This window comes from Cognatilysobacter terrigena, from assembly GCF_004361065.1.
Classification (GTDB): Bacteria; Pseudomonadota; Gammaproteobacteria; order Xanthomonadales; family Xanthomonadaceae; genus Cognatilysobacter; species Cognatilysobacter terrigena.
Genome location: NZ_SELT01000002.1, coordinates 246,027 through 267,061, shown reverse-complemented (window position 1 = coordinate 267,061; position 21,035 = coordinate 246,027). Strand labels below are relative to the sequence as shown.

The following is a 21,035-nucleotide window of genomic DNA, read 5'->3' as shown; positions in this document are numbered from 1 at the left end:
TCGGCAGGTAGACGCGCGGATGCGAGTTCCAAAGCGCCATTTCCGGCAGCGGGCAGCTCAGCGGCAGGTCCTTGCGGCCGACGACGTAGCGCTGGCGGGCGTTGGCCGGCTCGGCATTCTGCGGAGAGGCGGTGCGGTCGGTCATGGACGGCAGGACGGTGCGGTGAGGCGGCGGATTCTACCAGCCGGCCCGTGGGCGCCCGTCAGTGCGGCAGGTCGAACAGCAGGACTTCGGCGTCGCCGTTCGCTTCGACCACCAGCGGCCCGCCCTCCTCGACGAAGCCGAGCGCGTCGCCGGCGCGGAGCACATGGTCGGACGCCAGCACCGTGCCGCGGGCGACCTGCAGCCAGTAGCGACGGTCGCTGTCGAGCACGCGGTGCAGGGTTGCGTCGCCGGCGAGCGTGGCGCGGTAGAGACGCGCGTCCTGGCGGATGCCGATGCTGCCGTCCGCGCCGTCGGGCGATGCGAGCAGCACCCAGTCGCCGCTGTCGTCGCCCGGCTGCGGCGCGCGTTGCGCGTAGGCCGGCGGCGCGTTCACGCGATCGGGCTGGATCCAGATCTGCAGGAAGTGGACGCCTTCGGTCTTCGACGCATTGAACTCGCTGTGCTGCACGCCGTGTCCGGCGCTCATCCACTGCACTTCGCCGCGACCGATGGTGCCGCCTCCGCCGCTGCTGTCCTGATGGGCGAGCTGCCCGTCGAGGACCAGCGACAGGATTTCCATGTTCGCGTGGCCGTGGGGCGGGAACCCGCCGCCACCGGCTACGCGGTCTTCGTTGATCACGCGGAGCGGCCCGAAGCCCATCCACTGCGGGTCGTAATAGTTGCCGAACGAGAACGTGTGGCGGCTGTCGAGCCAGCCGCCATGCTTCGCGTGGCCCCGTTCCTGCCCCGGGCGCTCGATGATCATCGTCCTACTTCTTCTTCGATGCCGGTGCGCCGTCGGCCTTGGGCACGGACGCCTCGGTCGTGATGCGGATCTGGATGTCGTCGCTGACGTTCGGCACGTAGGCGCCGACGCCGAAGTCGGCGCGCTTGATCGTGGTGGTCGCGTCGAAGCCGACTGTCTCGCGCTTGGTCATCGGATGCGGACCCGCGCCGTTGAGCGTGACGTCGAGCACCGCCGGCTTGGTCACGCCGTGCACGGTGAGGTCACCGGTGACGCGCAGCTTCTTGTCGCCCGCGGCTTCCACCTTCGTGCTGTTGAAGGTGATGGTCGGGTACTTCTCGGCTTCGAAGAAATCCTTGCTGCGCAGGTGCTCGTCGAGCGCCGGCACCGTGCTGTCGAGGCCCGCGAGCGGCAGCGTCACCTTCACCGACGACGCGCCGACGTTCTGCGGGTCGTACACGATGGTGCCGTCGACCTGGCCGAAGTTCGCGAACGGATGCGAGAAGCCGAAGTGCGACCACGTCGCCGTGACCTGCGGGTGGTTGGCGTCAATCTTGTACGAAAGCGGGGCGGCGAAGGCGACGCCGGCGAGGCCGGCGAGCGCGAAACCGAGGGCGATGCGCTTGAACATGGACGGAGCTCCGAAGAGGGGTGAGGCGTGCGTCAGAGGATGCGCGCGGCCTCGTCGAACGAGAGGCGCGGCGAGCGGGGAAAGACATGATCGAAGTCGCCTTCCCCGAGATTGACGAGGAAGTTGGAACGGATCTTCGTGCCGCCGAAGAATTCGGCGTCGACCTTCGCATTGTCGAAGCCCGACATCGGGCCCGTATCGAGGCCGAGCGCGCGTGCGGCGAGGATCAGGTACGCGCCCTGCAACGAGCTGTTGCGCAGCGCAATGGTCTGCAGGTCGGCCTCGGGCTTCGTGTCGAACCAGCCCTTCGCATCCGTATGCGGGAACAGGTACGGCAGCTTTTCGTAGAACGCGAGATCGTGGGCGACGATGACGGTGACCGGCGCTTCGAGCGTCTTCGCGCGGTTGCCTTCGTCGAGCGCCGGTGCGAGCCGCTGCTTGGCCGCCTGCGACTTCACGAACACGAAGCGCGCCGGCGTGGTGTTCGCGGTGGTCGGGCCCATCTTCACCAGCTCGTAGAGCCGATGCAGAGTCTCGTCGCTCACCTCGCCCGTGAGGCGGTTATGCGTGCGGGCGGTCACGAACAGCTGGTCGAGCGCCTCCTTCGACAGCGGCTGCGACATCGGCGTCTCCATAACGTGGGGTGGGCGCAGTGTAGAGTCACGCCCGCTAAACGGCCGTCGTCGGCCAGAACGGATCGATCCGGCTCGTGCAACGTTCGACACCTACCCGAATCCTCGTCGTCACCGATGGCCATGCCGGCAACGTGCGCCAGGCCCGCGCACTCGCCGACGCCCTGAAGCTCCCGACGCACGATCTCGTCGTCAAGCCGCGGGCACCGTGGCGCTGGTTCGCACCGCGCATGTTCGGCAACGCCGCGCGTGCGTTCGGCCCGGACTTCGAACAGCTTCTGCGTGATCCGGTACTCGGCCACACGCTCGCGATCGGTTGCGGCCGGCAGGCGGCGCTGGCGACGCGTCTGCTGCGCGCGCACGGTGCGCACGCCGTGCAGATCCTCGATCCGCGACTGCCCACCACGCATTGGGATGCGGTCATCGTGCCCGCGCACGATCGCCTGCGCGGACCGAACGTCATCGAGCTGCAGGGCTCGCTCAACCCCGTGCAGGACACGTGGCTCGGTGCATCGCGTGCGGCGTTCGCGTCGTTCGGCGCCCTGCCCGGCCCGCGTACCGCGCTGCTGATCGGCGGCCCGACGTCGAACATGCGCATGTCGACGCGCCGCCTCGATGGCTGGCTGCGTGACGTTCGCCGACTCATCGAGCGCGAAGGCGGTAGCGTGCTCGCGACGACATCGCGTCGCACGCCAGCGAAAATGGTGGAGCGCGCGAAGAAGCGTTTGCGCGGATTGCCGGGTGTCGTGTGGACCGGCTCGGTGGACGGCCGCAATCCCTATGCGGCACTGCTCGGCTGGGCCGACCGGATCATCTGCACGGCCGACTCGGTGAACATGCTGTCGGAAGCCTGCGCGACGCGTGCACCGGTGTACGTGGCCGGCGATCGCAGCGTGCGCGGGCGGCCGCGTCGGTTCGTCGAGGCGTTGCGCAAGGCCGGCCGCATCCGGCCGCTGACGCGCGAGCCGGAACCGTTCGACGCCGAGCCCATGCGCGAGACGCAGCGCGTGGCGGCGCTGCTGCGCGAACGGCTCGGATTGCCGGCGCGATCGCCCTAATCGTTCGAGGCTGGCGCGATAGCGCGCCGGTACACGTGTTGCGTCTTCGTCCGTGCGAAGCCGAGTCCCGCGTAGAACGGATGCGATTCGTCGCGTGCGACGTTCGAACGAACGACCAGCGCCTCGGCGCCACGCTCCCGCGCCCAATGCTCCGCAGCGTCGACCAGCGCGCGACCGGCCCCGGTCCGCCGCCGGCGCGCATCGACCACCAACCCGGTGATCTCGAACGCGACGCCGGACTCGAGCGTGATGCGACGTTCCACGGCGATCCAACCGGTGACAGCGTGATCGAGTTCGGCGATGAAGATCGCAGTGTCGACGCGGGCGAACGCGTCGAGGCGTTGCTCGATCTCGGGTGGCGTCGCCGGATAACCGAGCTGCGCGGATAGCGCCACGATCCGCGGAGCATCGCTCATGCGAACCGGGCGAACCGTGGACGCCGCGTCAGTCATGGTCATCCCGCGAAGTCGAGCGACGACGCGCGAACGGCTTCGCGCACGATCGCACGAGCGGCGTCGATCGCGGTGTCGTAGGGCACGCGGCGTGCGCGGCGGTCCAGCGTGCAGTCGAGCCCCCGCGCGAGCATCAGCGCGTGCGCTTCGGCGAGCGGTCCGGCCACGCTGGCGTCGAGCACGTTGGTGTCGCGGGACGTGTCGATGAGTTCGCGCGTGTTGCGTGGATGCAGCACCGCAGGAACCCGCGCACCGTGGGCGAGCACGAGCGCCTGCAGTACGAACTCGAGGTCGACGAGTCCGCCCTCGCCCTGCTTGAGATCGAAGCTCGCCGCATCAGATCGATCGAGTTCCGCGCGCATGCGTCGCCGCATCTGGTTGACGTCGGCGATCACGGTGGCGAGGTCGCGCGGACGACCGAGCACTTCGGCGCGCACGCGTTCGTAATCGGCGCACAACGATGCATCACCGCCGATGCATCGCGCGCGCACCAGCGCCTGGTGTTCCCAGGTCCACGCGCGCTCGCGCTGGTACGCCGAAAACCCCGCGAGGCTCGACACCAGCAGGCCCTTCGCACCGTCGGGGCGCAGACGCACGTCGACGTCGAACAGGCGGCCCGCGCCGGTCGCTGCGCCGAGCAGCGCGACGACCTTCTGCGCGAGCCGCGCGAACCAGCGCTGTGCGTCGAGCGGTCGCGCGCCGTCGGACTCCGCATCGGGCGGCGCGTCATAGAGGAAGACCAGATCAAGGTCGGATCCGAAGCCCAATTCCTCGCCGCCGAGGCTGCCGTAGCCGAGCACGGCGAAGCGCGAATCGGGCACGCGGCCGTTCGCTGCCACGACTTCGCCTTCGGCAATGCGCACGACCACATCGACCACCGCATCCGCCAGCCACGCGAGTTGGCGGGCGCTGTCGTCGGCAGGTTGTCGACGATCGCGCACCGCCATCGCGATGCGGAAGCTCAGCGCCTGGCGGACCTCGTTGAGCGCGCGCAGCGCATGCTCGGTGTCGTCGATGCCGGCGACCGCGTCGTCGCAGGCGGCGCGGAGTTCGTCGCGGCCCGGCAGCACGCCGGCCACACGCGCGTCGAGCAGTTCATCGAGCAGCAGCGGATACGCCGCGAGCCGTTCGGCCAGCAGCGCGCTGTGCGCAACCACGTCGACCAGCCGCTCGAGCGCGGCCGGCTGTTCGTCGAGCAGCGCCAGGTAGGCGCTTCGACGCAGGACGTTCGCGACGAGCGCGACGAGGCGTCGCATCGCGAGCAGCGGCTCGCGTGACTGCGCGGCGCCATGCAACAACGCCGGCATGACGCGATCGAGCCGCGCGCGCGTCGCGTCGGACAGCGCCTGCACGGCCGGCGAGCGCGCGAAATCGCGGAGCAGTGCGTCCGCTTCGCCCGCTTCGGCGAAGCCGGCGTCGGCAAGCGTCGCGGCATCACCCGCGAGCGGCAACGCGCTCCAGTACGCAGCCAACGCGTCGGGCGCTGCGGTGCGTTCGCGCGGTGCAAGAAGTGCATTGAATTCGGTGGTGACGCGAGCGCGCACGGCATCGAGAGAGGCGCGGAAGGCGCTCCAGTCGTCATGGCCTAGACCCGTGGCGATGCGGTGCCGCGAAATCTCGTCGTCCGGCAGCGCATGCGTCTGCGCGTCGCGCAGCATCTGCAGTCGATTCTCGACACGGCGAAGCGTGCGGTACGACGCCGCCAGCGTGTCGCCCGTATCGGCGTCGATATAGCCCGCGTCGACCAGCGCGCGCAGCGCCGGCAGGAGCCGACGCTCGCGCAACCCGGGCTCGCGACCGCCGCGGATCAGCTGCAGCGCCTGCACGAGGAATTCGATTTCGCGGATGCCGCCCGGCCCGCGCTTGATGTCGTCAACGAGTTCGCGTCGCGCGACTTCCGCCGCGATCGACGCCTTCATCGTGCGCAGGCCATTGAGTGCGCCGAAGTCGAGATAGCGGCGATAGACGAACGGCCGCAGCGTGTCGAGGAAGCGCTCGCCTGCGGCGATGTCCCCCGCGACCGGCCGCGCCTTCTGCCACGCATAACGCTCCCAGTCGCGCCCTTCGCGCTGGAAGTACTGCTCGAGCGCGCCGAACGACCACGCGAGCCGGCCCGCGGTGCCGAACGGCCGCAGGCGCAGGTCGACACGATGCGAGAAACCGTCGGCGGTCACTTCGTCGAGCAGCTTCGCAAGCTGCTGGCCGAGGCGGGTGAAATAACCTTCGGCGTCGAGCGGACGTGCGCCGTCCGATTCGCCTGCGTTTTCGTAGGCGTAGACGAGGTCGATGTCGGAGCTGAAGTTGAGCTCGCCGCCGCCGAGTTTGCCGAGGCCGAACACGACCAGCCGCTGCACGCGGCCCTCGGCATTGCGCACGACGCCGTGGCGCTGCGCGAACTGCGCTTCGAGCGCGTCCAGCGCGAGCGACAGGCAGCGTTCGGCGAGTTGCGTGCTTCCGGCGAGCGTGGCGTCGACATCGTCGAGGCCGAGCACGTCGCGCCAGATCAGCCGCGTCGACGCGGCGGTGCGGTAGCGACGCAGCTGCGCGGGCCAGTCGACCGGCGTCGCCGGGTCGAGCTGCGGTTCCGGCACCGGCGTCGCACCGTCGTTGTCGAGCAGGTGCGCGAGCAGCGTGCGATCGCGGGCGAGCACGTCGATGGCGAAGTCGCTGGCGCGGGCGACGGCGGCGACGCGATCGCGTGCGTTCTCGGCGATGTCGAGGCGTCGCAGCGCGCGCTCCACCGCGGCGTCGATCGCCTGCACGGCGGCTGTCGTCTCGCTCATGCGCCGCATTCTGTCATGCGGCCGCTGCGGGCTCGGGACGAAAAAAAGCCCACTGGCGTTGCCGCCAGCGGGCTTTTGCTCCCTCCCCCACGTCGGGATGCAGGTCTATCGTTAAAGAGACGTGATGGGGATTGCACGCTGCATTGCAGCAAAGACTGACCGGTTCAGGCAGCCGTCCGTGGCCGCCCGCCCCTCTCTCATCGTTTACCGGGCGATCGTCACGACCGGCGACGCCCAGGTTTCCCAGTGCGCCGGGTTGTTCGGATCGCCGTTCGCCTTCAGCACCTGCAGCAGCACCGTGTAGCGACCGTTCGGCACCGGGCCCGTCGTGCGGCCCTGCGTGGTGTTGCCGTCCCACGAGAACGCGAAGAAGCCGGTCGCCGACGAGTTGCGGCCGAAGTAGTCGGTCTGCAGGAACTTGCCGGCCGAGCGGTTCGTGTCGGCATTGCGCACGTCCATGCGGACACCGGCGGCCTGATGGTCGAAGTGGATCAGGAAGAACGGGATGTCGTTCCCGATCATCGTGTAGCTCGCGCCGGAGGGCTGGTTGAAGTACGAGCTGCCGTTGAACTTCGCGAGCCACGGGAAGCCGTTCGCCGTCGGCACGAGCACCTGGCGGGCCTGGTAGTCGCCGACGTAGCCGGAGAACGGAATGCGCAGCGTGTTGCTGCCGTCGTTCGGCGTCGCGACGAGGTAACCGCCGTAGATGCCGCCGTCGAGGCCACCACCGGTCGGGAACGGCGTGATCGTCGCGTTGACCGTCGCCGACCCGTGCGCGGGCACCACGACGCTCGGTGCGGAGAACGCGACCCCGCCGCCCGCGTTGTAGAACGAGAGCGAGAACGTGTTGGGGCCGGTCGCGAGCGAATTGACCGAGCTCAGCGTGTACGTGACCGGCGTCGAGCCGCCGTTGGTGAACGTCAGCGTGCGCGTCTGCGGTCCCGCTTGGCCTTCGCCGAGCGAGATCTTGCCCGGATCGAGGCGCGTGGCATTCACGATGGCGCGATCGATGTGCAGCATGCCCGCGCCCTGGCGGTGCGTCGGCTCGAGGAAGCCAAGGCCGGGGTTGCCCGACCACAGCGCCGGCTGCGCCGTGTTCTGCAGGATCGAGCGCACGGCCTGCGACGGCGTGTGCGGCAGCGCCTGCAAAAGCAATGCGGCGGCGCCCGCGACGTGCGGCGACGACATCGACGTGCCGCTCAGCGACGCGTAGCCGCCGAGTTCGAGCGGATAGGTCGAGTAGATCGAGCCGCCCGGCGCGCCGATGTCGGGCTTGAGCGTCAGATCGGGCGAGAGGCCCCACGACGAGAACGACGAGATCAGCCCGCCGGTCGGGTTCGGCTGCGACACGTGGAACGGACCCCACGTGAGGCTGGTGCCGCTGCCGACGACGCGTCCGTCGATCGTCGCGCCATCGGCCTGACTGATGCCCACGGTCGGAATGTTGACCGACGGCGTGCCGGCGACCGTCGGGTTCAACCCGCCCGCCACGTTGTTGTAGAGCAGTACGCCCGCGGCGCCCGCGGCTTCGGCGTTCTTCGCCTTGATGTAGAACGAGCACGTGCCGCGGCGGATCAACGCGATCTTGCCGGTGAGGCTGCCGGCGGGCAGCGCCGCGCAGGCATCGGCCGTCGACGATGTCGTGCCGGTGCGCGCGATCGGCGTGGTGCCCGAACTCGGCGGCGCCGGCGCGCCGGTCGCGGCGTTGTAGCCGATCTTCATGGCATCCGGCGAAATCGCGAACGCCGGCTGCGCGATGCCGATGTTGTCGAACGACGCGACGCTGATGACCTTCTCGCCGACGCTCGGCGCCGACGACCCGTACAGGCCGAGTGCCGCGTCATTGCCCGCCGACGCCACGACGATCATGCCCTGGTTGACGAGCCGGGTCGCCGCCTGCGCGGTCGGATACTGCGGCCATTGCAGCGCGGCGCCGATGCTCATGTTGAGCACCTGCATGCGATCGGCCTGCGCACGCTCCATCGCCGCGAGCATGATGTCGGACGACGTCGAGCCGGCGCAGCCGAACACGCGATAGGCACCGAACGACACCTTCGGCGCGACACCCTTCACCTGACCATTCGCCCCGATGATGCCGGCGACGTGCGTGCCATGACCCGCGCAATCGTCCGGACGCGCGTCCGGCACCGGCACCGGGTTGGTGCCCTGGTCGAAGGCGTCGCCCACGAAGTCCCAGCCGGCCACGATGCGCGCGCTCGGGAACGCGGTGCCGCCGTTGACGCCACCACCGCCGAACGCGGGATGGTCGATGTCGATGCCGGTGTCCATCACCGCGACGCGGATGCCCGTGCCGTCGAGGCCCAGGCTGTTCTGCGCGACGTCCGCGCCCGTCATCTGCAGTGCCGTGTAGAGCTCCGGCGACGACGTCGGATCGGGCACGCTCTGCGGCATCGGGATCGTGTCGACCGGATAGATCGCCTTGACGCCCGGCAGGCGCGCGATGGTGCTGAGCTGCGCGCGCGACACCGTCACGGAGAAGCCGTTGAACAGGCTGTCGTACGCGTAGTTCTCGATGTACTTCACGCCCGCGCCGCGCGCGGCGTTGCGGAACGTCTGCTTTTCATTCGCGAGCATCGCGGCGGAACCGCGATCGGACAGCGGCGCCGAACTGAGTTCGACGAACCAGCGCCCGGGTGTTTCGTCGACCGGGGTGCCGTCGTTGTCGGCGACCGGATACGGCGTCTCGGGTTCCAGCGGTGTGAGCGCGACATCGGATGCGATCGCGGCCATGCATGCGCACGCGAGAACGGATAACGCCAAGGCGGAGGACTTCTTCACGGCAAACCTCGTCAGTTCGGGGGAGGGGAGCCACTGGACGGCGGCCGGAACGCAACCCCCGCCACAGGCAGGACGCAGCCGGGGTCGGGATTTAGCCTATCTTCACGAAACGCGACGTGGGTCACATTCGGTGGCGTGTGCGACGAACGGTCGAGGCGGCTCACGCGCAAAGAAAAAGCCCCGCTTTCGCGGGGCTTTTCGTGTTGCGGTGCAGCGGGAAGCGCGACTTAGAAGTCCATGCCGCCCATGCCGCCCATGCCGCCGCCGGCGCCGCCCATGGCGGGCTCGTCCTTCTTCGGCAGCTCGCCGACCATCGCTTCGGTCGTGATCATCAGGCCGGCGATCGACGCGGCGTTCTGCAGCGCGGTGCGGGTGACCTTGGTCGGATCCAGGATGCCGGCCTCGATCATGTCGACGTACTCGCCGGTCGCGGCGTTGTAGCCGAACGAACCATTGCCCTCGACGACCTTGTTGACGATGACCGACGGCTCTTCGCCGGCGTTGGTCACGATCTCGCGCAGCGGCGCTTCCATCGCGCGCAGGGCGATCTGGATGCCGTGGTTCTGGTCCTCGTTGGCACCCGTCAGGCCCTTGATTGCGGCCTTGGCGCGCAGCAGCGCAACGCCACCGCCCGGCACGATGCCTTCCTCGACCGCCGCACGCGTGGCGTGCAGGGCGTCTTCGACGCGCGCCTTCTTCTCCTTCATCTCGATCTCGGTCGACGCACCGACCTTGATCACCGCCACGCCGCCGGCGAGCTTCGCCACGCGCTCCTGCAGCTTCTCGCGGTCGTAGTCCGAGGAGGTCTCCTCGATCTGCGCCTTGATCTGCTTGATGCGGCCTTCGATGGCGGCGGTGTCGCCGGCGCCGTCGATGATGGTGGTGTTCTCCTTCGAGACCTGCACCTTCTTCGCGCGGCCGAGATCCTTGATCGTCGCCTTCTCGAGCTGCAGGCCGACTTCCTCGGAGATCACGGTGCCGCCGGTGAGGATCGCCATGTCCTCGAGCATCGCCTTGCGACGATCACCGAAGCCCGGCGCCTTGACCGCGCACACCTTGACGATGCCGCGCAGCGTGTTGACGACGAGCGTCGCCAGCGCTTCGCCTTCGACTTCCTCGGCGATGATCAGCAGCGGCTTGCCGGCCTTGGCCACGCCCTCGAGGACGGGCAGCAGGTCGCGGACGTTCGAGATCTTCTTGTCGTGCAGCAGGATGAACGGGTCGTCCAGCTCGGCCTGCATCGACTGCTGGTTGTTGATGAAGTACGGCGAGAGGTAGCCGCGGTCGAACTGCATGCCCTCGACGACGTCGAGCTCGTTCTCCAGGCCCGAACCGTCTTCGACGGTGATCACGCCTTCCTTGCCGACCTTGTCCATCGCCTGCGCGATGAGGTCACCGATGTTGGTGTCCGAGTTCGCCGAGATCGAACCGACCTGCGCGATTTCCTTGCTCGTCGACGACGGCTTGGAGATGTTCTTCAGCTCGGCGACGGCGGCCGACACGGCCTTGTCGATACCGCGCTTGAGGTCCATCGGGTTCATGCCGGCGGCGACCGCCTTCATGCCTTCGCGGATCAGCGCCTGCGCGAGCACGGTCGCGGTGGTGGTGCCGTCACCGGCGTTGTCCGAGGTCTTGGACGCGACTTCCTTCACCATCTGCGCGCCCATGTTCTCGAACTTGTCGGCGAGCTCGATCTCCTTGGCGACGGACACGCCGTCCTTGGTGATCGTCGGGGCGCCGAAGCTCTTCTCGAGCACGACGTTGCGGCCCTTCGGGCCGAGCGTGGCCTTGACGGCGTTCGCGAGCACGTTCACACCGCGCAGCATCTTGGTGCGCGCGTCTTCGCCGAAGCGGATTTCCTTGGCTGCCATTGCAGTTACCTCAAAAAGAATTGATCAGAAGGGATGCGTGATTCGAAGGAAGGCCGCGATCAGCCGAGGATCGCGAAGATGTCGTCTTCCTTCACAACGAGAAGGTCGTTGCCGTCCAGCTTCACTTCCGTGCCGCTGTACTTGCCGAACAGAACCTTGTCGCCGACCTTGACCTTCGGGGCGCGCACGGTGCCGTTGTCGAAGGCCTTGCCTTCGCCGACCGCGATGACTTCGCCCTTGATCGGCTTTTCGGTCGCCGAATCCGGGATCACGATGCCACCGGCCGAAACCTTTTCTTCTTCCATGCGCTTGATGACCACGCGGTCGTAGAGCGGCTTGATGTTCATGCACGAACCTCCGGCTGGATTGCTAAGTGGTTGAAATTACAGCGAAAGACGGGAAATTTTAGCAGTCGCTTGTCCCGAGTGCCAAACCCGGAACGCACTGCGCCCGCATCGCGGACGGGGCGGGATATGGGATGGCCCGGCGGGCTTTCAAGGGCCCGGCGGCAAAAAAAGTGGAGCGCGCGTGATCGCCGGACGGCGGTGCGAGCGGGCGTTCGACGCGAAACGCGGAGACAAAAAAAGAGCGCGTCCCGAAGAAACGCGCTCTTTGGTTGTCAGGGACGGCCATCCAAGCTCGCGCGATCCGGCGCGCCTCCCCAAGAACCCGTGACCCCATGTCATGTCGACGTTCCGTGTCGACGTGGGGCGATTGTGGGCGGTTCGCGTCACCCGCGCCACCCCGCCGCTACCGATAGCAACGTCCGATTCCGGTAGCGGATGGAAACAGGCCATTTATGAAATCGTATTCATTCCCGCATTTCAGCCCGTCTTCACTCAGGAGTGTGACCCGAAGCGCACCTCCTCACGGTTTTATCGGTAGCGGGGTGACTTCCGGTAGAGTTCGCCCTTGACCGTCCATTCGCCTGACGTGGAGCGTCACTTTCGATGAATTCGCAGCAGCGAATCCGCCTCGCCCGACGCCACGCCGGCCTCTCCCAGTCGGCGCTGGCCGAAGCGGTCGGCGTGCAGCGCAGCGCCGTCAGCCACTGGGAAGCCGTGCAGGGCAAGAGCCCGAGCATGTCCAACCTGCGACGCGTCGCCACGGTGACCGGCGTGCAGTTCGAATGGCTGGCCACGGGCCGCGGGCGCATGGCCCTGTCCGCCGAGGACGCGATGGAAGGCGTGGCGGCGGTGGACGCGACGATGGTCGACGAGCCGCTCGAGCTGCGCATGCTCACCGCGTTCCGCAGCCTGCCGCCGCGCAGCCAGGCACCGCTCGTCGAACTGATGGAGCAGATGGCCGCGCTACGCACCGGCCGCTCGCGAAACAGCCGTCGCGACGTCTGACGGCCGCTGCCCGGCCGCTCGCTACAATCGGCGGATGTCCGTCGCCGTCCTTCATTGCACCTGTCCGGACGCCGCGACCGCCGACCGCATCGCGGCTGCGCTCGTCGACGAACGCCTCGCCGCCTGCGTGCAGCAGCTGCCCGGCGTGCGTTCGACCTATCGCTGGGAAGGACGCGTCGAGCAGGCCGACGAGATCCTGCTTCTGATCAAGACCGCGAAGAACCGCATCCCCGCGGTCATCGCGCGCGTACAGGCGATGCACCCCTACGACGTGCCGGAGCTGCTTGCGATCGACGCAAGCGACGGCGCGCCCACCTACCTCGACTGGGTCACCGCCCAGAGCCGTCCCGATGCCTGACACGCTGCGCCGGATCGCCGGCACGCTCCTGATCCTCGCCGCCACGTGGGCGCTGCGCGCGCATGCGATCACGCCCGACCAGCTGCCGCCGGTCGACAGCGTGTTCGTGCCGAGCGCGCAGTACACCGATGGCGCGATCGAAGTGCGCTGGACGATCGCGAAGGGTTACTACCTTTATCGACACCGCATCGGCGTGCAGTCGGATGCGGGCTTCGTCGCGGATGCCGTGCAGCTTCCGAAGGGCGACGCACACCACGACGAATTCTTCGGTGACGTCGAAACCTATCGCGGTTCGCTGGTCGCCAAGCTTCCGGGCACGCCGCAGGCCGCAAGCACCGTCGTCACGATCAAGTACCAAGGCTGCGCGGATGCGGGCGTGTGTTATCCGCCGCAGACGCGACGACTCACGGTCGCGCTGCCTGCGAACGCGACTTCTTCATCGTCGAACGCGCCGGGTCGTTCGCCGTTCGCACTCGCGCGCGGCGCGACGGCAGGTGTCGATGCCGCGCCGTTGCCCGCCGACGACGCGTTCCGTTTCGAAGCGATTCCCGACAGCGGCAATCGCGTGCTCGTGCGCTTTACGCCGGCGTCGGGCTATTACCTCTATCGCGATCGCACGACGTTCCGCATCGACGCCGCATCGCGCAGGGCCGGCTTCGCGCTCGGCACGCCGAACTGGCCGCCCGCGCGTTCGTATCACGACGAACACTTCGGCGACGTCGCGGTCTACTTCGACGAAGCCGACCTCACGTTGCCGGTAACGCGCACCACGACCGCGGCGCGCACGATCAAGCTCACCGCGCGCTTCCAGGGCTGCCAAACCGATGGCATCTGCTATCCGCCGATGGAGCGCACGGTCGACGTCGATCTTCCGGCGGGAACGATCGGTGCCGCGCCGGCGGTTGCGAGTTCCACTACACCGACGTCGACGATCGCCGCAGCCGATTCGTCGTCGACTGCAACACCGAACGCGGCGACCGACGGCGCGACATCGGCACCGGCCGTCGCAATGCCGGCCCGCCAGGCACCGCCCACGCCGCGCACGGTCGCGGCGAGCGGTGCGCTGTCGGCATTGCTGCTCGCACTGCTGGGCGGACTCGTGCTCAACCTGATGCCGTGCGTGCTGCCGGTGCTGTCGCTGAAGGCGTTGTCGCTCGCGGAAAGCGGTTCGCCGACCGTCGCGCGCCGCCATGCGTTCGGCTACACGTCGGGCGTCGTGCTGAGCTTCCTCGCGCTGGGCGGTCTCGCGCTGGCGCTGCGCCATGCGGGTCGCGCACTCGGCTGGGGCTTCCAGTTGCAGGAGCCGATCGTCGTCGCCGTACTTGCACTGGTGATGTTCGCGCTGGGCTTGAGCCTGTCGGGCCTCTGGTATGCGGGCGGCCGCTGGACCGGCGCCGGTCATTCGCTCACGCAGCGCGGCGGTTTCGCGGGTGACTTCTTTACTGGCGTGCTGGCCGTCGTCGTGGCGACGCCGTGCACCGCGCCGTTCATGGGTGCGGCGTTGGCGTGGGCCTTCCTCGCGCCGACGGCGCTCGCGCTGGCCGTGTTCATCGCACTCGGCATTGGCCTCGCACTCCCCTTCATCCTGATCGGCGCGATGCCGGGCCTCGCCGCGCTGCTACCGCGTCCGGGCGCATGGATGGAGACGCTGAAGCAGGCGCTCGCCTTCCCGCTCTACCTCACCAGTGCCTGGCTGCTTTGGGTGCTCGGCCGCCAGCGCGGGCCCGACGCGATCGCATGGACGCTCGCCGCCGCGGTCGCGATCGCGTTCGCCGCGTGGGCGTGGAGCCGCACGCGCCATCGCGGTCGCGCCTGGGGCGTGGTGGCGCTGGCCGTCGCGCTCGCCGGTGCGGGTGCTGCACTCGCCACCGTGCATCGACTGCCGCGCCCGAACGCGACAGTCGTCGCCGAAGCGGACCAGGAGCCTTTCACCGAAGCCCGCCTCGCGGCGCTTCGCGCGGAAGGCCGCGTCGTCTTCGTCAACGTCACCGCCGACTGGTGCGTCAGCTGCAAGGCCAACGAACGGGCGGTGTTCAGTCGCCCGGCCTTCGCCGATGCCCTGCGCAACGCGAACGCCGTGTACCTCGTCGGCGACTACACCGACGTCGACCCCGCGCTGACCGCCTTCCTGCAGCGCCACGGCGCGGTCGGCGTGCCGCTCTACGTCGTCTATCCGCGCGACGGCGAACCCAAGGTGCTGCCGACCCTGCTGACACCGTCGATGGTCACGGACGCACTGGCCGACGCGTCGCGATGAGGACGCGAACGGTCGTCATCGTCGCGGTTCTTGCGGGCGCGCTGGGCGTCGTCGCGAGCCTGTCGACCGAACGCAGCTGGCTCGCACGCACGCGTCTCGGGCAGGCACTGCTGACGACGCCGGCACCGGGTGGTGCGAACGTCGGGCGCGTTGCACCGGCGATCGAACTGCCCACCCCGGACGGCAACCGTCGAACGCTGGCGTCGCTGGCCGCGCGACGTCCCGTGCTGGTGAACCTCTGGGCCAGCTGGTGCGGGCCCTGCCTCGAGGAGATGCCGGCGCTGGACCGGTTCGCGCGGCAGCAGGGCGCGAACGGCGTTCAAGTCGTCGGCATCGCGCTCGACGATGCCGAGGCGGTGCGGGCTTTCCTCAAGGCGCATCCGGTCGCCTATCCGATCCTCATCGACACCCCCGGGCCGACCGACGCCGGCGCCCGCCTCGGCGATACGCGCGGCGTCTTGCCGTACAGCGTGCTGGTGAGCCCCGACGGCCGCATCCTCCGCCAATGGGCCGGCCCGCTTCAGGCCAAGGACCTCGACACCTGGGCGGTCGACGCGCTTCGAACGCGCGATTGAATTTCGCTAAACGTCGGCGATACGGTAGCGAACGTCTGGACAGCCTTGGCGGCGAAGCGCAGACTGCGCGGCTCCGACGTCGGAAGGGTCTGCCATGGCGAAGCTGCTGGTCCTGCACGGCCCCAACCTCAATCTGCTGGGCGAGCGCGAGCCTGCGGTCTATGGACGCACCTCGCTGGCCGCGATCGACCGAGCGCTCAAGCTCGACGCCGAATCGCACGGCCACACGCTCGAGGCCATGCAGTCGAACGCCGAGCACGAGCTGATCGATCGGCTGCACGCCGCCCGCTCCGACGGCACCGCATTCCTGATCATCAACCCGGCCGGGCTGACACATACCAGCGTGTCCCTGCGTGACGCCGTCGCCGCAGCCGACCTGCCCTTCATCGAAGTGCACCTGTCGAATCCGCACGCCCGCGAGCCGTTCCGCAAGCAGAGCTACTTCAGCGACCTCGCCATGGGCGTCATCTGCGGCTTCGGCGCCGACAGCTACCGCTTCGCGATGGACGCCGCGCTGACCTGGCTCGACAAGCGCGCGGCTTCGCAAGCCAACCGTTCCTGACCTTCGCGATCGCCGGCGAACAGGCGGCGATCGATCCCGTATCCACACACGAGGCCCGACATGGACCTGCGGAAAATCAAGAAGCTGATCGACCTGCTCGAGGCGAGCAATCTCTCCGAGATCGAGATCAAGGAAGGCGAGGAAACCGTTCGCCTGGCGCGCACCACGACCCGCGAAGTGGCTTACGCGCCGCCGCCGGCCTATGCGATGCCGCAGCCGCAGGCCGCCGCGCCGGCGATGCCGATGGCGGGCCCGACCGACGCCGCGTCCGGTGGCGCGCCCAAGGCGGGCGGCGACCTGCCGGCCGGCCACGTCGTGCGTGCGCCGATGGTGGGGACGTTCTATGCGTCGCCCGCGCCGGACAAGCCGGCGTTCGTGAGCGTCGGCCAGTCGGTGAAGGCCGGCGACACGCTCGCGATCATCGAAGCCATGAAGATGTTCAACCCGATCGAAGCGGACGTCTCCGGCACCGTGCTCAAGGTGCTCGTCGAGAGCGGCCAGCCGATCGAGTTCGACCAGCCGCTGTTCGTTATTGGGTGAGCCGGGCTTTCGAGCGGCACTGCCGCGAGCCGGCGAACGCACGTCGGCCGCGCGGCCGACGGGCCGGACGTTCGCACTCCTAGAGACGCATTGGAATCACCCATGCTCGACAAAGTCGTAATCGCAAACCGGGGCGAAATCGCGCTGCGCATCCTGCGCGCGTGCCACGCGCTCGGCATCCGCACGGTCGCGGTGCATTCCACCGTCGACCGCAACCTCAAGCACGTCGCGATGGCGGACGAGTCCGTCTGCATCGGTCCCGCGCCGAGCACGCAGAGCTACCTCAACATGGCGCAGATCATCGCCGCCGCCGAGGTCACCGACGCGCAGGCCATCCATCCGGGCTACGGCTTCCTCAGCGAGAACGCGGACTTCGCCGAACGCGTCGAGCAGAGCGGTTTCATCTTCATCGGGCCGAAGGCCGACACGATCCGCCTGATGGGCGACAAGGTCGAAGCGATCCGCGCGATGAAGGCCGCGGGCGTTCCGTGCGTGCCCGGCAGCGGCGGCCCGCTCGGCGATGACCCGGCGGAGAACACCAAGATCGCGCGCGAGATCGGCTACCCGATCATCGTCAAGGCGGCGGGTGGCGGCGGTGGCCGCGGCATGCGCGTCGTGCACACCGAAGCCGCGCTCGTCACCGCGATCCAGACCACGAAGTCGGAAGCCAAGGCCGCGTTCGGCAACGACATGGTCTACATGGAGAAATTCCTGGAGAACCCGCGCCACGTGGAGATCCAGGTCCTCGCCGACGGCCAGGGCAATGCGATCCACCTCGGCGAGCGCGACTGTTCGATGCAGCGCCGCCACCAGAAGGTGGTCGAGGAAGCGCCGGCGCCGGGCATCACGCCGGAACTGCGCGCGGAGATCGGCAAGGTCTGCGTCGAAGCCTGCATCCGCATCGGCTATCGCGGCGCGGGCACGTTCGAATTCCTGTTCGAAAACGGGCGGTTCTATTTCATCGAAATGAACACGCGCATCCAGGTCGAGCACCCGGTGACCGAGCTCGTCACCGGCATCGACCTCGTGACCGAACAGCTGCGCATCGCCGCGGGCGAGAAGCTGCGCCTGAAGCAGGAAGACATCGTCCTCGAAGGCCACGCGATCGAATGCCGCATCAATGCGGAAGATCCCGACACCTTCATGCCCTGCCCCGGCCTGATCCAGCATTTCCACGCGCCGGGCGGCCCCGGCGTGCGTGTCGACAGCCACATCTACGAGGGCTATCGCGTGCCGCCGAACTACGACTCGATGATCGGCAAGCTCATCGTGCACGGCCCGACGCGCGACATCGCGATCGCACGCATGCGCGTGGCGCTCAACGAGATGGTCGTCGACGGCATCAAGACGAACATCCCGCTGCAGCAGCGCATCTTGTCCGACGCCGGCTTCCAGCAGGGCGGACAGAACATCCATTACCTCGAGAAGCGCCTGAAGGAACAGAAGGAAAAGGCGATCGCGATCGGTTGATTTCGATGCCGACGCGGCGGTCATCCGATCGCCACGTCGAGCGTTGTCCCCCGCTTTCCACCGGAGTCCGCCATGCACAAGGGATTTGTTGCCGTCTCGCTCCTGAGCCTCGTCGCCGTCAGCGCGTGCAAGAAGCACGACGATGCGCCGACCGTCGACAACGCCGCGCAGCCCGCCGCGTCCGCGCCGGCGACGCCTGCACCGACCGTCGCCGCCGCACCGCCCGGCCCGCCGCCGAGCGCCGACGCCGGCACCGGCCCGGCCGATGCCGACGCGCAGGCCAAGCTCGCCTATGCCGAGATGGAAGATCGCTACATCAACGATGCGCACGGCCAATGGGCGGCGTCGGCGAAGGCGAGTTCGTCGTTCGGTGATGCGGACAAGCTGCCGCCGGACTCCAACGAACCGAACACGCCCGTGCATGCCGCCGGCGCGCCGGACGGCAACACCTGGCTCAACAATCGGCAGGACATGGGCTTCGACTGGATCGAAGCGAAGTTCGCCAAGCCGGTGAACGCCACCACCGTGCGCGTCGCGTTCGAGAAGGGCGTCAAGACCGCGCACCAGATCGACCTGATCGACACCACCGGCGCCAGCCACACCGTGTGGACCGGCCTCAGCGACGTGCAGGACGAAACGCGCGGCCCGCGCAGCTGGTTCGTGCGCTCGTTCGACACCACGCCGTACAAGGTCGCGGCAGTGAAGGTGACGGTCGCGAACGCGGTGCAGCCCGGCTACAAGGCGATCGACGCCATCCAGCTGGTCGGCCAATAAGCGATGCCCTACCTCGAGCTCGCCCTCCCCTGCACGGAAGCGCAGCAGCCGCGCTACGAGCGCGCGCTCGAGGATGTCGGCGCCTTGGCGGTGACGCTGGTCGACGCGCACGCCGATGCGCCCGACGAACAGGCCATCTTCGAACCCGGCGTCGGCGAGACTCCGCTCTGGCACGAGATGGTGCTGACCGCGCTGTTCGAGGCCGGCACGCCGCGCGATGCGTTGCTGCACGCGCTGTCGGCGCAGGACGAAGGCCTCGACTGGTCGCGCGCGGAATTCCGCGACGTCGAGGACCAGGACTGGGAACGCGCGTGGATGGACCAGTACGCGCCGCTCAAATTCGGCGCGCGCACGTGGATCGTGCCGTGGAATCACGAACTGCCCGAGGGTGCGGATGCGCCGGATGCGGCCGTCGTGCGCCTCGATCCCGGCCTCGCGTTCGGCAGCGGTACACATCCGACGACGGCGCTCTGCCTCGAGTGGCTGGACACGCTTGCGTCGGACGGCGTGCTGCGCGATGCGCGCGTGCTCGACTTCGGTTGCGGCTCCGGGATCCTCGCTCTCGCCGCGCTGAAGCTGGGTGCGAAGGACGCGGTGGGCGTCGACAACGATCCGCAGGCGGTGACGGCGACGCTCGACAACGCCGAGCGCAACGGCGTCGCGGATCGCCTGGCGGTCTACCTGCCGCAGGACGAGCCTGTTGCGACGTATCCGGTCGTCGTCGCCAACATCCTTGCGTCCGCATTGATCGAGCTGCGCGACGTCATCGCCGCGCGGTGCGCGCCCAGGGCGCAGCTCGCGATGTCCGGCATCCTCGCCGGGCAGGAAGACGAAGTCGCCGCGGCCTATGCCGACGTGCTGGACGACATCCGCGTCGAGCAGCTCGACGACTGGATGCGCGTCAGCGGGCGTCGCCGCTGAGCTGCAGCGGCCCAGCTGTGAACCACGTCGCATTCCGCCCGCGAGGCATGGTGGAATAGCGCCATGTTCATGCCCTGCCCCAACTGCGGATTCCTGGTCGCCCTGATCGCCGGCCGCGAGATGAGCCAGCGTTGCCCGCGCTGCGGCAGCGCGCTGCTGTCCGAAGGCGATGTGATCGAGACCCTCGAGGAAGTGCCGCAGCGTCGCGGTGCGGATGCGGGTGGTCGCGGCACTGCACCGGTGAGCGGGGTTGTCGCACCGGTGTCCGAAGATGCCGGAACGCGCGACGAAGCCGACGTCGCGCCTCCTCAGCGCGCGATCGAACGCGTCGGCGCGCAACGCGTCGAGCCGGTTGCCGAGTCGACTGCGGCCCCATCGGAGCCGGCGCGATCGACGGCAGCCGCGCCAATCGACACACGTGACATCGATGCACCCGTCGGCGATGCCACCAGCACCGACGCCGACCTCGACACGCCGACCGATACCGACGCCATCGACGAAGCTCGGTCGCGCATCGCACGCGCCGTATCCGACGGCCCCAGCTTCGCCCGCCGGCGCGCGACGCAGCCGCGCGGCCGACGCTGGCCCATTGCCGCGATCGTCGCGACGCTGGCCGTCGTGTTCGGCCTGCAGCTGTTGCTCGCGCAGCGCACGGCGTTGGCCGCGGACGCACGCTGGCGTCCGCTGGTGATGCAGACCTGCGGCGTGCTCGGTTGCGAGGTGCCGGCGTGGCGCGAGCCGCAGGCGTATCGCATGGTCGCGCGCAACGTGCGCCCGAATCCGCGCAAGGCCGGCGTGCTGCACGTCACCGCCACGGTCCGCAACGATGCGCGCTGGCCGCAGCCGGCGCCGGTCATCGTGCTGAGCCTGTCCGATCTCGACGGCCGCCTCGTCGGTGCGCGTGCGGTCGCGCCGCACGACTACGGCCAGCGCGTCACGTCGCTCGTGGCGCCGGGCGACAGCCTCGACATCGCGTTCGACGTCCGCGAGCCGGCGGCGCGCGTCGAGTCGTACGACTTCCAGCTGCAGTAACGGCATCTGTCCCGGCCGGACATCCGGCCGTTCATCCGTTCGCTCGTCGGCGCGGTGGTGTCGCCCCGTTGTGCGCGA

Annotated in this window: 20 protein-coding genes; 11 read left to right on the top strand and 9 right to left on the bottom strand. The window is 68.7% G+C overall.

Annotated features, from left to right (window positions below; all coding sequences use genetic code 11):
- The 4 genes from EVS83_RS16290 to EVS83_RS03040 form a co-directional block, all read right to left on the bottom strand.
- The coding region (locus EVS83_RS16290; RefSeq protein WP_133499465.1) for a zinc-finger domain-containing protein at positions 1-145 on the bottom strand (145 nt) is incomplete at its 3' end.
- A 58-nt stretch (positions 146-203) separates the two neighbouring features.
- Positions 204-911, bottom strand: a complete 708-nt coding sequence (locus EVS83_RS03050) for a pirin family protein (protein WP_133499463.1) — start codon at positions 909-911, stop codon at positions 204-206.
- Positions 912-915: 4 nt separating this feature from the next.
- The gene (locus EVS83_RS03045; protein WP_133499461.1) at positions 916-1,521 is read right to left on the bottom strand and encodes a YceI family protein; all 606 of its coding nucleotides are present in this window, start codon (positions 1,519-1,521) and stop codon (positions 916-918) included.
- Positions 1,522-1,553: 32 nt separating this feature from the next.
- A complete protein-coding gene (locus EVS83_RS03040; protein ID WP_133499459.1) occupies positions 1,554-2,144 on the bottom strand; it encodes a malonic semialdehyde reductase in 591 nt (196 codons plus the stop codon).
- An 86-nt stretch (positions 2,145-2,230) separates the two neighbouring features.
- Between EVS83_RS03040 and EVS83_RS03035 the strand changes: the two genes are divergently transcribed.
- Positions 2,231-3,211, top strand: a complete 981-nt coding sequence (locus EVS83_RS03035) for a mitochondrial fission ELM1 family protein (protein ID WP_133499457.1) — start codon at positions 2,231-2,233, stop codon at positions 3,209-3,211.
- On the opposite strand, the gene EVS83_RS03030 is transcribed toward EVS83_RS03035, so the two are convergent.
- The 5 genes from EVS83_RS03030 to groES all read right to left on the bottom strand — a co-directional run bounded on the left by EVS83_RS03030 (position 3,208) and on the right by groES (position 11,463).
- Entirely contained in the window at positions 3,208-3,627 is a 420-nt protein-coding gene (locus tag EVS83_RS03030) for a GNAT family N-acetyltransferase (protein ID WP_208108671.1), read from the bottom strand. The two genes, EVS83_RS03035 and EVS83_RS03030, sit on opposite strands and share 4 nt — an antisense overlap.
- Positions 3,628-3,665: 38 nt before the next feature.
- Positions 3,666-6,455, bottom strand: a complete 2,790-nt coding sequence (glnE, locus tag EVS83_RS03025; protein ID WP_425456052.1) for a bifunctional [glutamate--ammonia ligase]-adenylyl-L-tyrosine phosphorylase/[glutamate--ammonia-ligase] adenylyltransferase — start codon at positions 6,453-6,455, stop codon at positions 3,666-3,668.
- Positions 6,456-6,650: 195 nt separating this feature from the next.
- A complete protein-coding gene (locus EVS83_RS03020) occupies positions 6,651-9,197 on the bottom strand; it encodes a S8 family serine peptidase (RefSeq protein WP_133499453.1) in 2,547 nt (848 codons plus the stop codon).
- A 275-nt stretch (positions 9,198-9,472) separates the two neighbouring features.
- A complete protein-coding gene (gene groL / locus EVS83_RS03015) occupies positions 9,473-11,116 on the bottom strand; it encodes a chaperonin GroEL (protein ID WP_133499451.1) in 1,644 nt (547 codons plus the stop codon).
- Positions 11,117-11,175: 59 nt separating this feature from the next.
- On the bottom strand, positions 11,176-11,463 hold the full coding sequence (groES, locus tag EVS83_RS03010; RefSeq protein ID WP_115647140.1) for a co-chaperone GroES: 288 nt from the start codon (positions 11,461-11,463) through the stop codon (positions 11,176-11,178).
- A gap of 603 nt (positions 11,464-12,066) precedes the next feature.
- On the opposite strand from groES, the gene EVS83_RS03005 reads away from it, so the two are divergent.
- The 10 genes from EVS83_RS03005 to EVS83_RS02960 all read left to right on the top strand — a co-directional run bounded on the left by EVS83_RS03005 (position 12,067) and on the right by EVS83_RS02960 (position 20,957).
- The gene (locus EVS83_RS03005; RefSeq protein ID WP_133499449.1) at positions 12,067-12,468 is read left to right on the top strand and encodes a helix-turn-helix domain-containing protein; all 402 of its coding nucleotides are present in this window, start codon (positions 12,067-12,069) and stop codon (positions 12,466-12,468) included.
- Positions 12,469-12,502: 34 nt separating this feature from the next.
- On the top strand, positions 12,503-12,826 hold the full coding sequence (gene cutA, locus EVS83_RS03000) for a divalent-cation tolerance protein CutA (protein ID WP_133499447.1): 324 nt from the start codon (positions 12,503-12,505) through the stop codon (positions 12,824-12,826).
- Positions 12,819-15,083 carry a protein-disulfide reductase DsbD family protein gene (locus EVS83_RS02995; protein WP_133499445.1) on the top strand — a complete coding sequence of 755 codons (2,265 nt, stop codon included), beginning with the start codon at positions 12,819-12,821 and terminating at the stop codon, positions 15,081-15,083. Before cutA ends, EVS83_RS02995 begins: the two co-directional genes overlap by 8 nt.
- Positions 15,080-15,658, top strand: a complete 579-nt coding sequence (locus EVS83_RS02990; RefSeq protein ID WP_133499443.1) for a TlpA family protein disulfide reductase — start codon at positions 15,080-15,082, stop codon at positions 15,656-15,658. The genes EVS83_RS02995 and EVS83_RS02990 overlap by 4 nt, the downstream gene beginning before the upstream one ends.
- Before the next feature lie 94 nt (positions 15,659-15,752).
- Positions 15,753-16,220, top strand: a complete 468-nt coding sequence (aroQ, locus tag EVS83_RS02985) for a type II 3-dehydroquinate dehydratase (protein WP_133499440.1) — start codon at positions 15,753-15,755, stop codon at positions 16,218-16,220.
- 60 nt (positions 16,221-16,280) lie between these two features.
- Complete coding sequence (accB, locus tag EVS83_RS02980) at positions 16,281-16,760, top strand: acetyl-CoA carboxylase biotin carboxyl carrier protein (protein ID WP_133499438.1); 480 nt, start codon at positions 16,281-16,283, stop codon at positions 16,758-16,760.
- A gap of 102 nt (positions 16,761-16,862) precedes the next feature.
- The gene (gene accC, locus EVS83_RS02975; RefSeq protein ID WP_133499436.1) at positions 16,863-18,230 is read left to right on the top strand and encodes an acetyl-CoA carboxylase biotin carboxylase subunit; all 1,368 of its coding nucleotides are present in this window, start codon (positions 16,863-16,865) and stop codon (positions 18,228-18,230) included.
- 72 nt (positions 18,231-18,302) lie between these two features.
- On the top strand, positions 18,303-19,004 hold the full coding sequence (locus tag EVS83_RS02970; protein WP_133499434.1) for a hypothetical protein: 702 nt from the start codon (positions 18,303-18,305) through the stop codon (positions 19,002-19,004).
- A 3-nt stretch (positions 19,005-19,007) separates the two neighbouring features.
- Positions 19,008-19,925 carry a 50S ribosomal protein L11 methyltransferase gene (prmA, locus tag EVS83_RS02965; protein ID WP_133499432.1) on the top strand — a complete coding sequence of 306 codons (918 nt, stop codon included), beginning with the start codon at positions 19,008-19,010 and terminating at the stop codon, positions 19,923-19,925.
- Between the two features lie 63 nt (positions 19,926-19,988).
- Positions 19,989-20,957, top strand: coding sequence for a DUF3426 domain-containing protein (locus EVS83_RS02960; protein ID WP_133499430.1), 969 nt, complete (start codon positions 19,989-19,991; stop codon positions 20,955-20,957).
- Positions 20,958-21,035: the final 78 nt, after the last annotated feature.

What these genes read in the sequence shown, in the direction of transcription:
- EVS83_RS03050 (WP_133499463.1), bottom strand. Translation starts at nt 911, where the DNA reads ATGATCATCGAGCGCCCGGGGCAGGAACGGGGCCACGCGAAGCATGGC.
- EVS83_RS03045 (WP_133499461.1), bottom strand. Translation starts at nt 1,521, where the DNA reads ATGTTCAAGCGCATCGCCCTCGGTTTCGCGCTCGCCGGCCTCGCCGGC.
- EVS83_RS03040 (WP_133499459.1), bottom strand. Translation starts at nt 2,144, where the DNA reads ATGTCGCAGCCGCTGTCGAAGGAGGCGCTCGACCAGCTGTTCGTGACC.
- EVS83_RS03030 (WP_208108671.1), bottom strand. Translation starts at nt 3,627, where the DNA reads ATGAGCGATGCTCCGCGGATCGTGGCGCTATCCGCGCAGCTCGGTTAT.
- glnE (WP_425456052.1), bottom strand. Translation starts at nt 6,455, where the DNA reads ATGCGGCGCATGAGCGAGACGACAGCCGCCGTGCAGGCGATCGACGCC.
- EVS83_RS03020 (WP_133499453.1), bottom strand. Translation starts at nt 9,197, where the DNA reads ATGGCCGCGATCGCATCCGATGTCGCGCTCACACCGCTGGAACCCGAG.
- groL (WP_133499451.1), bottom strand. Translation starts at nt 11,116, where the DNA reads ATGGCAGCCAAGGAAATCCGCTTCGGCGAAGACGCGCGCACCAAGATG.
- groES (WP_115647140.1), bottom strand. Translation starts at nt 11,463, where the DNA reads ATGAACATCAAGCCGCTCTACGACCGCGTGGTCATCAAGCGCATGGAA.
- EVS83_RS03005 (WP_133499449.1), top strand. Translation starts at nt 12,067, where the DNA reads ATGAATTCGCAGCAGCGAATCCGCCTCGCCCGACGCCACGCCGGCCTC.
- cutA (WP_133499447.1), top strand. Translation starts at nt 12,503, where the DNA reads ATGTCCGTCGCCGTCCTTCATTGCACCTGTCCGGACGCCGCGACCGCC.
- EVS83_RS02995 (WP_133499445.1), top strand. Translation starts at nt 12,819, where the DNA reads ATGCCTGACACGCTGCGCCGGATCGCCGGCACGCTCCTGATCCTCGCC.
- EVS83_RS02990 (WP_133499443.1), top strand. Translation starts at nt 15,080, where the DNA reads ATGAGGACGCGAACGGTCGTCATCGTCGCGGTTCTTGCGGGCGCGCTG.
- aroQ (WP_133499440.1), top strand. Translation starts at nt 15,753, where the DNA reads ATGGCGAAGCTGCTGGTCCTGCACGGCCCCAACCTCAATCTGCTGGGC.
- accB (WP_133499438.1), top strand. Translation starts at nt 16,281, where the DNA reads ATGGACCTGCGGAAAATCAAGAAGCTGATCGACCTGCTCGAGGCGAGC.
- accC (WP_133499436.1), top strand. Translation starts at nt 16,863, where the DNA reads ATGCTCGACAAAGTCGTAATCGCAAACCGGGGCGAAATCGCGCTGCGC.
- EVS83_RS02970 (WP_133499434.1), top strand. Translation starts at nt 18,303, where the DNA reads ATGCACAAGGGATTTGTTGCCGTCTCGCTCCTGAGCCTCGTCGCCGTC.
- prmA (WP_133499432.1), top strand. Translation starts at nt 19,008, where the DNA reads ATGCCCTACCTCGAGCTCGCCCTCCCCTGCACGGAAGCGCAGCAGCCG.
- EVS83_RS02960 (WP_133499430.1), top strand. Translation starts at nt 19,989, where the DNA reads ATGTTCATGCCCTGCCCCAACTGCGGATTCCTGGTCGCCCTGATCGCC.